The sequence below is a fragment of the Chloroflexota bacterium genome (genome assembly GCA_020850535.1).
Lineage (GTDB): Bacteria > Chloroflexota > UBA6077 > UBA6077 > JACCZL01 > JADZEM01.
Genome location: JADZEM010000013.1, coordinates 124,463 through 134,708, shown reverse-complemented (window position 1 = coordinate 134,708; position 10,246 = coordinate 124,463). Strand labels below are relative to the sequence as shown.

General features: G+C 69.0%; 12 protein-coding genes. 4 read left to right on the top strand and 8 right to left on the bottom strand.

Annotated features, from left to right (window positions below; all coding sequences use genetic code 11):
* Positions 1-3 precede the first annotated feature (3 nt).
* From IT306_02205 to IT306_02195, 3 genes are all read left to right on the top strand, one after another.
* Positions 4-843 carry a protein-glutamate O-methyltransferase CheR gene (locus tag IT306_02205; GenBank protein MCC7367204.1) on the top strand — a complete coding sequence of 280 codons (840 nt, stop codon included), beginning with the start codon at positions 4-6 and terminating at the stop codon, positions 841-843.
* A gap of 156 nt (positions 844-999) precedes the next feature.
* Positions 1,000-1,443, top strand: coding sequence for a ribbon-helix-helix protein, CopG family (locus tag IT306_02200; GenBank protein MCC7367203.1), 444 nt, complete (start codon positions 1,000-1,002; stop codon positions 1,441-1,443).
* Positions 1,443-1,826, top strand: a complete 384-nt coding sequence (locus IT306_02195; protein ID MCC7367202.1) for a DUF5615 family PIN-like protein — start codon at positions 1,443-1,445, stop codon at positions 1,824-1,826. The genes IT306_02200 and IT306_02195 overlap by 1 nt, the downstream gene beginning before the upstream one ends.
* Before the next feature lie 23 nt (positions 1,827-1,849).
* On the opposite strand, the gene IT306_02190 is transcribed toward IT306_02195, so the two are convergent.
* On the bottom strand, positions 1,850-2,989 hold the full coding sequence (locus IT306_02190; protein ID MCC7367201.1) for a mandelate racemase/muconate lactonizing enzyme family protein: 1,140 nt from the start codon (positions 2,987-2,989) through the stop codon (positions 1,850-1,852).
* 123 nt (positions 2,990-3,112) lie between these two features.
* Here IT306_02190 and IT306_02185 point away from each other — a divergent pair, with 123 nt between their 5' ends.
* Complete coding sequence (locus tag IT306_02185; protein ID MCC7367200.1) at positions 3,113-3,817, top strand: hypothetical protein; 705 nt, start codon at positions 3,113-3,115, stop codon at positions 3,815-3,817.
* A gap of 68 nt (positions 3,818-3,885) precedes the next feature.
* Here IT306_02185 and IT306_02180 read toward each other — a convergent pair whose 3' ends face one another.
* The 7 genes from IT306_02180 to IT306_02150 all read right to left on the bottom strand — a co-directional run bounded on the left by IT306_02180 (position 3,886) and on the right by IT306_02150 (position 10,181).
* The gene (locus tag IT306_02180; protein ID MCC7367199.1) at positions 3,886-4,512 is read right to left on the bottom strand and encodes a hypothetical protein; all 627 of its coding nucleotides are present in this window, start codon (positions 4,510-4,512) and stop codon (positions 3,886-3,888) included.
* A gap of 89 nt (positions 4,513-4,601) precedes the next feature.
* Positions 4,602-5,231: a phosphate starvation-inducible protein PhoH gene (locus tag IT306_02175; GenBank protein MCC7367198.1), complete on the bottom strand. Its 630-nt coding sequence runs from the start codon at positions 5,229-5,231 to the stop codon at positions 4,602-4,604.
* A gap of 32 nt (positions 5,232-5,263) precedes the next feature.
* Positions 5,264-6,079, bottom strand: a complete 816-nt coding sequence (locus IT306_02170; GenBank protein ID MCC7367197.1) for an ABC transporter ATP-binding protein — start codon at positions 6,077-6,079, stop codon at positions 5,264-5,266.
* Positions 6,076-7,857: a dipeptide/oligopeptide/nickel ABC transporter permease/ATP-binding protein gene (locus IT306_02165; protein MCC7367196.1), complete on the bottom strand. Its 1,782-nt coding sequence runs from the start codon at positions 7,855-7,857 to the stop codon at positions 6,076-6,078. The genes IT306_02170 and IT306_02165 overlap by 4 nt, the downstream gene beginning before the upstream one ends.
* Positions 7,857-8,837, bottom strand: coding sequence for an ABC transporter permease (locus IT306_02160; GenBank protein ID MCC7367195.1), 981 nt, complete (start codon positions 8,835-8,837; stop codon positions 7,857-7,859). The genes IT306_02165 and IT306_02160 overlap by 1 nt, the downstream gene beginning before the upstream one ends.
* A gap of 70 nt (positions 8,838-8,907) precedes the next feature.
* Complete coding sequence (locus IT306_02155; protein MCC7367194.1) at positions 8,908-9,510, bottom strand: hypothetical protein; 603 nt, start codon at positions 9,508-9,510, stop codon at positions 8,908-8,910.
* Positions 9,507-10,181, bottom strand: a complete 675-nt coding sequence (locus IT306_02150; protein MCC7367193.1) for a hypothetical protein — start codon at positions 10,179-10,181, stop codon at positions 9,507-9,509. The genes IT306_02155 and IT306_02150 overlap by 4 nt, the downstream gene beginning before the upstream one ends.
* Between the last annotated feature and the right edge of the window lie 65 nt (positions 10,182-10,246).

Below are 10,246 nucleotides of genomic sequence, written 5' to 3'. Positions count from 1 at the left end.
CCGATGATCGACGACCTTGGCTATGCACAATTCCAGAAGACTGTACAGCGGCTGATCGGCGTCGATCTGGCGTCTTACCGGCAGGGGCAGATGCGACGGCGGCTTGACGCACTGGTCGCACGTGTCGGCGTCAACGGCTTTGCCGAGTACGCCAAGCTGCTGGAGCGCGATCAGTCCCGGCTGCAGGAGTTCCGCGACTACTTCACCATCAACGTCACCGAGTTCTTCCGGGATCCGGACCGCTTCCGCTACCTGGAGAGCAAGGTGCTGCCGGAGCTGCTGGCCGGGCGGACAGCGTTGAAGGTCTGGAGCGCGGCCTGCTCCATCGGTGCGGAGCCGTACTCCGTGGCGATCCTCCTCAAGGAGCTGGCCCCGACGCTCTCACACAAGATCACGGCCACCGACGTGGACGTGACGATTGTCGACCGGGCTCGCCGCGCCAACAAGTACGTCCAGGCCGAGCTGAAGAACGTCGCGCCGGCCCGGCTGGAGAAGGCGTTCACCAAGATGCCAGACGGCACCTACACGGTGAAGTCAGATGTGCGGCAGCTGGTGGACATCAAGCTCCACAACCTGCTGACCGCGCCGCCGGCCCAGGGCTACGACCTGATCCTCTGCCGGAACGTGGTGATCTACTTCACCGACGAGGCCAAGGCAACCCTCTACGATCATCTCGTCGGGGCGCTGCGGCCGGGTGGCGTGCTGTTCGTGGGCGGCACCGAGATGGTGGCTGCCGCGCACCAGCTGGGGCTGTCGTCCATCGGGCCGTCGTTCTACCGGAAGGAAGAGCAGGCCGGGGTGGCCGGCCGGCCGCGCCTGCGGATGGCCGCCGGGATGCGGTAGGACTGGGAGCGATCAGCTTTCAGGCGCCAGCCATCAGGGTAGATCGAAGAGGCCGCCGGGCATGTGCCCGGCGGCCTCTCTGTGTGTGGAGACACGGGTATACTTCTGATGCGGGTGTATACACCCGCATCACCCGGACGTATGAGGTGCCCGCGGATGTCGAAAGTGGTGACGCTGCGTCTGCCTGAGGCGACGGCCGAGCGCCTCAAGAAGGTCGCCCGGCGGGCTGGCCGCTCGGTGAGCGAGACCGGCGCGCGCTCGATCGAGGAGTGGCTGCGGCAGCAGGAGTTCGCCGACATCGAGTTCCGCGAGTTCCAGGGGCAGCGCCTCGCCTGCCTGAAGGGCAGTATCCGGCTCTGGAAGCTCATCATGGCCGCCCAGGACTATGACCTCGACCCTGCGAGGACTGCTGAACACCTTCAACTACCGGTGCACCGGGTTCAGGCGGCCCTCAACTACTACGCAGCCTATCCTGAAGAGATCGACCGAATGATTGCTGAGAACGACGCAGTCACCTTTGAGGACTTGCAGCGTGTCCTGCCGAGTATTCGGTTGACGACCATCGTCGTGCAGGACGATGCTGATCCGCTGACGCCTTGATGCTGCGCCTGCTTCTCGACGAGCACATCTCGCACGTCATCGCTGATACGCTGGCACGGCGGCGTCCGGAGATCAGCATCACCACGGTACAGCAATGGCGCGGCGGCCAGCTTTCTGGCATGCCTGATGATGTGGTACTCCTCGCCGCGGCCGAGGACAGACTCACGCTTGTCTCCAGTGACGTGAACACTATTCCGGCGATCGTCAGGGAGATGGGGGCACTTGGGCAGGCCCATGCCGGCGTCATCCTTGTTCGGCGGGATCTGACCCACACCAACAATTTCGGTCGCCTCGTTCGCGCACTTGAGCTGTTCTGGGACCAGGAATGTCACGCGGACTGGACCGAGCGCATCGACTTCCTCCGCGTCCCTTCGCACTATTAGCGCAACGCCGAGGCACGCCAGCATCAGGCTATTCCGGAACTCGTGAATTGGGGGGCCAGAGCCGCGCCGAGGCCCGGGCGGCCCAACGGCAGCACCAGTGCGCCGCCCTCGATGCGCTCGGCAGGATCGAGGACGGTGGGCCGCCAGTCGGCCTCGCCCCACGCGAACTCCAGCGGCGCGGCGTGCGGCACGCTCGCCAGGGCCGACGCGCTCGCCAGGGTGCTGATCGGCCCGCTCGGGTTGTGCGGCGTGATCCAGACGCCCCGATCCTTGCTGGCAGCGGCCAGTTTCAATAACTCGCCGATACCGCCGATGTGCTTCACATCCGGCAGGTAGAACTCCGCCGCGCCGGCTGCGAGGAACGGCTCGAAGGCCGCCGCGCTGATGAGTCGCTCGCCGGTGGCCACCGGCAGCGGCGCTCTCAGCCTGACGGCCAGCGTGTCCTCGGGGCCATCCTCGTACGGGACGGGGTCTTCGAGCCAGCCGACGTTGAGCGCCGCCAGCTCCGAGGCTACCTCCAGGGCGCTCGCCACGTCGAAGCGCCAGTGGCAGTCCACCTGCACCCGGATCTCTGGCCCGACGGCCTCACGAACGGCCGCGACGCGCGCCAGCCCAGGCTCGGCGAGGCGGCGGCGCTCACCGGGCAGCGAGCCGTACACGACCTCGTCGAACGGCGCGAGCTTGATGGCGCGAAACCCCTCGCGGACGGCCCGCGCGGCGTTGGCCGCGAAGCCAGCCGGCATCCGCTCCACGGTGGCGCGGTTGATGTTGGCGTAGAGCGGCACCGTCCGCTGATCGGGACGCGCGCCGAGCAGGTGGGGAAGCGGCACGCCCTCCACCTGGGCGCGGAGATCCCACAACGCCTGCTCGACGGCACTGGCAGCGGTGGCCGCCACCCGGCGCGGCGTGCCAGCGGGAGCCGCCTGATCCAGCACCGCCCAGGCTGCCGCGGGGTCGTCCCAGACGACGCCGAGCACGTGCTGCTGGAGCGGCCCCGTCAGCAGGGCGATGGTGGCGGCATCGTCGCCGCTGTGGGACGCCTCGCCATACCCCACGCGGCCGGCCGCATCCGTGAGGGCGACGAAGACCCAGTCACCACGGTGGTTGACAGGTATGCGGCTCACCGCCAACGCGGCGCAACGGATCGGCTGCTGGTACGGCATCGTGATTCAGTGCTCCCTGCCGAGGGAGGGTAGCCGTAGTACCATGCCCTCGTGAATAGAACACTTGTGCTTTTAGGGCTCGTGGTGGCGGGGGTCGCGGTGCTGGTAGGCTGCTGGCCGGTCGTGCAATCGCAGCCACCGGCGGCCATCGCGCCAGCCCCCACGGCGACCGCTGCGACGGCCGCTCCCCGCTCGACAGCGTCCTCCCCCGAGAAGCCGAACGGCGCGGCTGCCGCCAGACCGACGTCCGCTCCGGCGAAGCCGGCCGCGCCGCCAACCGTTGTCGCGGCAGCCGCCAGGCCGACGACCAGACCGTCGCCGGCGGCCAACGGCGCGGCCACAGCAGCCAGCCCGGTGGCGGTCATCGCGACCTCGGTGGCCGGGCTGCCGGGGGCCGTCGCCTCGCCGGCCGTCAGCACGGACGCCCGTGCCAACGCGCAGCCGGACATCCTCGGCGTGGCGACCTCGGCCGTCGCAGTGGCGGAGGCCAACGCGACAGACCAGGAGGCCGTGGCGCTGTGCGGGCCGGGCGCGGTCCTGGCCACGCGGGCCGGGCAACTCGCGGGGAAGCAGGCAACCATCGCGATCCCGCGCGTGGCCGCGTCGTACCAGCCGAACACGCGCGGCCAGCCGACGTTCCTCAACGACGCCCCCTATCCGAACCACGTCTTCACCGCCGTGATCTGGGGCACGGACCGGCGGCAGTTCCAGCCGCCGCCCGAGAGCTGGCAGGGCAGGAGCCTGTGCGTGACGGGGCCGGTCGAGCTGTTCCAGCAGCGCCCGCAGATCGCCGTCAGCTCCCCGAGCCAGCTTCGGGCCGCCCGCTGACCGGCGTGGCGCGGCGTGCGTCGGCGTCCGGACCGTGCAGCCCGGACGCCGACGCCCGCGTCTCGCGCCTACTGGCGCTTGCCGAGCAGCTCCGCGCTCACCCAGGGCAGGAATCCATCCAGGAAACGCTCGGTGGCCGGCATAAAGTACGAGCCGTAGTGGGCAATCGGGTCGAGGCAGGTCACGAGCAGCCGGCCGGGCGTGCTGACCTCGTCCATGTACATCACGACGCCGCCGTCTTCCATCGCAACGAGTGTCTCGGCCCCCACGGGCGGGGTGAACACGCCGTGCTGATGCCAGGTGCAGTCGGCCAGCGTGAGGTAGTTGAACAGGCTGTGCTCTGGCTTCTTCAGTACCAGCCCGCTCCTGGCGTTCGGCTCCAGCCACCACCAGAAGTTGGTGGGGCGGTACTCCCAGTCCACACCGGGCAGGAGTGGCGTCGGCTGCTCGCCGAAGGCGATCACCGTGCCGCCCTGATCCAGGTACTGCAGAATCCCCTCCTGGCCTGCCATCAGCCGGTCGGGGTGCATGCGGTCGGGGATGATGACCGCGTCGTACTGGGACAGGTCGACGGTCGGCAGATCGAGCAGGTAGATGATCTCGTCGATGTGCTTGCGGTACTTCGGCTCGTTGAGCGTGCGGTTCTGGAACGGGGTGCCGCCGTAGACCGCCGCGAGCCGCTTCGGACGACGCATCGCCGGTGCTTTCCGCGCGGTCGCGTCGGGCGCCGTCGCCACCATCGGCGTGCTCGGCTGAACCGTCCCAGGCTGGTCGGGCTGGCCGCTCATGCGGGCACCTCCACGCGCGTAAGGGCGTCGGCCTCGGCGAGCATCCAGCGCAACAACTGCCCTGCGATCCGTCCAGCGGTCGAGTCGCGGTCCACCGATGCCAGCAGATCGTTGCCAGCGTGCACCAGGATGACCCCACGCGTGGAGACGCGATCCACGTAGACGATGGGCTCGCCGCCGGGCAGCATCGCGATGATCTCCGCGCCGGCCGGCGGCTCGTGGTGACCGCGTGCAAAGAAGCCAGCCACCCCCTTACGGAACGTCAGATCCTCGGCGCGGACACCCTCGAACACCGGGTGGTCAGCGACCAGCGACACCACGTAGTCGTGGTACGAGCGGATCGTCTTCGGATGGAACATACCGGCGCCCGGCAGCCAGGGGCGGAACAGGTGGCCGCTGAACGCCAGCACCTTGCCGGCGTCGAGGAAGGCGCGCACCCGGTCGCGGTGCAGCAGCAGAAACTCCTGGTCACAGCCGCTGGAGACGATCAGGCCGCCGTAGGCGCTGAGGTCGAGCGCGGGCAGATCGTAGATGTCGTGGGCGACGATGGCGTCGCGGAGGTCCGAGTCTGACACCTGTGCATGGGTGTAGCTTCGGGAGGGGTGGAGCAGCGCGATTCCGGACATGCACGCACCTTGTCTGAACGTCGGCCGCGTCTTCACGTCGGCCGCCAGGCCTCGTCGGGCAGGGAGACGGCGGCCCCCACCAGCCGCTGGGTGTAGGGGTGCTCGGGCTGTTCGATAATCTGGCCGGACGGTCCGGCCTCGACGATCTGACCCTGGTCGAGGATCAGCAGACGGTCGCAAAACGCCCGCGCCAGGGCGAGGTCATGGGTGATGTAGAGGTAGCTGATGCCCTGCTCGCGGCCGAGGCGGGTCATCAGCGCAAGCAGCTCCAGGCGGAGCGAGACATCCAGCATGGTCGTCGGCTCGTCGGCGACGATCAGGCGCGGATGCAGAATCACGGCCCGCGCCAGCGCCACACGCTGCCGCTCCCCTCCGGACAACTGATGGGGGAAGCGGTTCAGGAACCGGTCGGCCGGCGTCAGCGACACCGCGTCGAGCGCCTCGCAGACGCGCACCAACCGTTCGGCAGGTGTGCCGATGCCGTGGATCGTCAGCGGCTCGGCCACCACGTCGCGGATGTGCATGGTCGGCGGCAGGGCGTCGTACGGATCCTGAAAGACCAGATGCAGCCGCCGCCGCATCGCCCGTAGCGCATCGCCGCGCAGGCCAGCGATGGCCGTTCCCTCGAAAAGGATCTCGCCGCTGTCGGCCGGCTCCAGCCCGGCCACCAGGCGGGCGATAGTGCTCTTGCCGGCACCGCTCCCACCGACCAGCCCGACGGCCTCACCTGGCTCGACACGGAAGCTCACGCCGTCCAGCACCACATGGGAGGAAGCGCGCCAGCCCCGCCCCCGAAACGACTTCCGCACGTCCAGCAGGTGCAGGACAGGCTGCGCCTCAACCGTCATGAGACGGCTCCTTCCGCCCCGTGAGCGTCGTGCAGGCGCGGCACCGACACCAGCAGGCGGCGGGTGTACGGATTGGTCGGGTGGGCCACGATCTCCCGCGCATCGCCCTGCTCCACGATCTCACCCTGGTACATCACCGCCAGCCGATCCACGACGCGCAGGACGACTGGAAGATCGTGCGAGATGAACAGGATCGACAGGCCGAGCCGTCTCCGGAGATCGGCCAGCAGAGTCAGAATCTCGGCCTGCACCAGCACGTCGAGGCCCGTCGTCGGCTCATCCGCGACGATCAGGGCCGGATCGTTCGCCAGCGCCATCGCGATCACGACCCGCTGCCGCATCCCGCCGCTCAGCTCGTGCGGGTACGCCCCTGCCCGCGACGCCGGGATGCCGACCAGCGCCAGCAGCTCCGAGACGCGCGCACGCAGCGTGGGGCGCGGCAGCGCCTGATGCACGGCAATCGCCTCGGCAACTTGATCGCCGATGGTGATGACCGGGTTGAGCGCGTTCATGGCGCTCTGCGGCACCAGCGCCACGGCCTTGCCACGGAGTCGCTGCAGGTCGGACGGCCGCGCCCTGGCCAGATCCTCCCCCGCCAGGAGCACCCGCCCGGTGGCAATTCGGGCCGGCGGGCGCAGCAGCCCGAGCACGGTGGTCACCAGCGTGGTCTTGCCGCTCCCAGATTCGCCGACGATCCCCAGCGCTTCGCCGGGCCGAATCGTCAGGCTCACGTCGTCAACGGCCCGAACCGTCCCGACGGCAGTCGCGTACTCCACGGTCAGCCCGTCGACCACCAGCGGAACGTCCGGCCACGTGGTCTCGGCCTCCGAAGACTCGGTATCGACGACCGGTGGTGCGATCGCGCCACGGTTCTGCACCGTCTGCAGGCGCGGACGCACCCGCTCTTCCAGGGCGTACCCGACGAACGCAAACCCGAGCACGACCGCTCCGATGCAGAGGCCCGGTGGCACGACCCACCAGAGCCAGGCATCCATCAGGAACGCGCCGCGGGCGTTCGCGTAGTAGAGCATGGTGCCCCAGCTCTTGGCGGCCGGATCGCCAAGGCCCAGGAAGCTGAGCGAGGCTTCGAGCAGAATCGCGACGTTCGCGGCGCGCACCAGCTGCGGGATCACCAGTGGCGCGACGGCCGGCGCGAGGTGTCGCACGAGCAGATAGCCGTTCGAAGCGCCCATCGAGCGGGCAGCCATGACGAAGCTGCGCTCGCGCAGCGAGAGCACCTGCGAGCGAATCTCGCGGGCGGTCCTGGCCCAGATCACCGCCCCGATGACGGCGATCTCCGTGACCAGCCCGGGGCCGACATAGACGCCGAGCACGATCATCAGCGGCAGGAACGGCAGGGCCAACAGCACGTCCACGAAGCGCATCAGGGCGGCATCAGTCAGGCCCCGGAAGAAGCCGGCCACCAGCCCGACAGCCGTCCCGACCACCGTCGCGATGACCGCCGCCAACACGCCGATCAGGAGCGAGACCCGCGCCCCGTAGATCAGCTCGCTCAGGAGATCCTGGCCGATGTCGTTGCCGCCGAGCGGATGCCCCCAGGTCGGTGGCGAGAACGGGGCGACGACTTGCGTCGCTGGGTTGTATGGGGCGATCAGCGGCGCCAGGATGGCCGGCAGCGCAACGAGCAGCAGCAGGCCGACCCCCACGACGCCCACGGTGTCGCCGGGGGATCCCGTGACGCCCACCCGCGAGAGCCAGCCGCCAGGCCTGTCGCCGGATGGCTCTTCAACAGCCAGCGTATCGGTCGCAGTTCTCATCAGGCGGCTCCGGCGTGTCTCACCCGTGGGTCGAGCAGCGGGTACGTCAGATCGGCAAGCAGGTTGGCGGCGACGACGCCAACGGTCACCAGCAGGAAGGCCCCCTGCAGCAGCGGATAGTCCCGTGCAAGAACGCCCTCGTAGATCACGCGCCCGAGCCCCGGGTACGAGAACACGGTCTCGACGACGACAGCCCCACTCGCCAGCACGCCCAGGCTGAGCGTCAGGCTGGTATAGACGGGCAGCAGCGCATTCCGCAGGACGTGTCGCAGCAGGACGGTGCGCTCGGGCAAGCCCTTCGCCTGCGCCATCATCACGTAATCTTCGCCGAGCGTGGTCAGCATCGAGGCGCGGGCCAGCAGGAAGACGGCGCCGACCGTCGCCAGGGTGATGGTGGTGACCGGCAAGATCAGCCGTCGCCCGATCTCCAGCGCGAGCGTCGCCGGGTCACTGCTCGCGCCCAGCGGCATCGCGCCGAAGGAGGGCAGCCAGCCCAACTGCACGGCAAACACCGAGATCAGGATCATCCCGGTCCAGAAGGCCGGCATCGAGTCCAGGGAAAGCATCGCCGTCAGCAGCCCGAGATCCTGCCCGGAGCCGCGCCGCCATGCCGCCACGGCGCCGAGGACGGTCCCGATCACCGCTTTCAGGATCAGAGCGGGGACGATCAGCAGGAGCGTCCAGCGGACACGATCCGCCAACACCTCGGCGACCGGCGCGCGGTACCGCACCGAGCGGCCGAAGTCGCCCTGCACGATGCCGGTGAAATAGCCGACGTACTGTTCGAGGACCGGACGGTCGAGCCGAAGCTCACGCAGCACCTGCTGCTTCTGCGCCTCGGTGAGCGTATTGACCTCCTGGCCGAACAGGTAATCCAGCGGATCGCCCGGGGCCAGGCGCGGCAGAGCAAAGTTGAGGGTCAGGGCGATCCAGAGCACCAGTGCGTACTGCACCAGCCTGGCGCCACCTTCACGGAGCATGAGCCATCACCCGATTCACAGTACGTCTGAGCGAATGCACACCAGTGACTGTCGTGTCCGACGGGGCTGGTTACAGCAGCACGTTGACGACCCACGGGAGGAACCGCTCCAGGTAGCGCGTCGCGAGCGGCTGGAGGGTCTCGCCGGTGTGGCGCAGCGGATCGAGCGTCGTCGCCAGGATCGTCCCCCTGGTGCTGACCCGATCCAGATACAGCACGTCGGCGCCATCCTCCGTCGCCAACAGCGTCTGCGCGCCGGCCGGTGCGCGCAGAATCCCGTGGTGGTGCCAGATCTGATCGATGAGGGGAACGGCCTCGTGATACCCCAGGTCTGGCCCGCCAGCTTTGAGCCGCGGATCGGCCAGGGCCGGGCGAAACTCCCAGCGGATGTTCGGTATCCAGGAGACCGGATGGTCACCAAAGACGAGCACCGTCCCGCCGCGCTCCAGGAAGCCCGACACCGGCGCCGACGCCGCCTGCAGGCGCCGATGGTTCGTGCCCTCCGGGACGTACAACCCGTCGAGATCGGCCAGGGCGGCGGCGTCGAGGTCTGGCAGGTAGATCGTCTGCGAGAACCAGGGCGCGAAGCGCGGATCGTCGAGGACGCGGCGCTCTGGAAACGTCCCGCCGTAGAGCAGCCCGAGCCGCTTGCGAACAGCACCCGACTCGCTCACGCGCCGACCCCGGCCACCGCACGGGCCTCAGCCTCGGCGTTGATCCAGGCGACAAGCCGCGGGATGACGTCACGCACGGCGGTATCCTGGACGATGAAGTTCATGAAGTTGATGCCGGTGTGCACCACGATGGTGCCGCCGCTGCTGACACGGTCGACGTAGGCCACGGCCCGTCCATCTGCGAGGCCGATCAGGGGCTCCGCGCCGGCCGGGAGCGGATGCACGCCCTGAATAAACGGCGAGCCGAAGTCAGCCGGCGTCAGCGCACCGAAGATCGGGTGCGGCGCGAAGGTGACGGCCTTGAGGCCGCCCAGAGCCGCCAGGCTCACCAGCTCAGCCTGCCCGGCCCCAGGCAGCCAGGGGCGGAACATCTGGCCGCTGTAGACGATCACCTTGCCCTCGTCGAGGAAACGGCGCAGCCGGTCGCGGTGCCGGTACAGCAGCTCCTGATCGACGCGCCCCGAGACGATCAAACCCGAGAACCGCGAGAGATCGGCGGCCGGCAGCTCGTAGATGTCGATGGGGTCCACGCCCATGCGCCCCAACATGTGGTCGCGGTCGTGGACATCGGTGACGTCCATCCAATCCCAGAGGATGGCGTCCCAGTCGAGCGGCGCGCCCGGGCTGGAGACGCCGAGCAGCACCTCGTGCATGCGCTGGTAACAGGTCATCAGCAGCGGTCCTTTGTGGCAGGCGCAGACGGCGGTTTCGGGGGGCAGCAGAGCAGGGCGCCGCC

Excerpts from the sequence above, each read along its gene's own strand:
- IT306_02170 (MCC7367197.1), bottom strand. The coding sequence starts at position 6,079 with ATGACGGTTGAGGCGCAGCCTGTCCTGCACCTGCTGGACGTGCGGAAG.
- IT306_02195 (MCC7367202.1), top strand. The coding sequence starts at position 1,443 with ATGCTGCGCCTGCTTCTCGACGAGCACATCTCGCACGTCATCGCTGAT.
- IT306_02180 (MCC7367199.1), bottom strand. The coding sequence starts at position 4,512 with ATGCGTCGTCCGAAGCGGCTCGCGGCGGTCTACGGCGGCACCCCGTTC.
- IT306_02200 (MCC7367203.1), top strand. The coding sequence starts at position 1,000 with ATGTCGAAAGTGGTGACGCTGCGTCTGCCTGAGGCGACGGCCGAGCGC.
- IT306_02150 (MCC7367193.1), bottom strand. The coding sequence starts at position 10,181 with ATGACCTGTTACCAGCGCATGCACGAGGTGCTGCTCGGCGTCTCCAGC.
- IT306_02165 (MCC7367196.1), bottom strand. The coding sequence starts at position 7,857 with ATGAGAACTGCGACCGATACGCTGGCTGTTGAAGAGCCATCCGGCGAC.
- IT306_02190 (MCC7367201.1), bottom strand. The coding sequence starts at position 2,989 with ATGCCGTACCAGCAGCCGATCCGTTGCGCCGCGTTGGCGGTGAGCCGC.
- IT306_02160 (MCC7367195.1), bottom strand. The coding sequence starts at position 8,837 with ATGCTCCGTGAAGGTGGCGCCAGGCTGGTGCAGTACGCACTGGTGCTC.
- IT306_02205 (MCC7367204.1), top strand. The coding sequence starts at position 4 with ATGATCGACGACCTTGGCTATGCACAATTCCAGAAGACTGTACAGCGG.
- IT306_02175 (MCC7367198.1), bottom strand. The coding sequence starts at position 5,231 with ATGTCCGGAATCGCGCTGCTCCACCCCTCCCGAAGCTACACCCATGCA.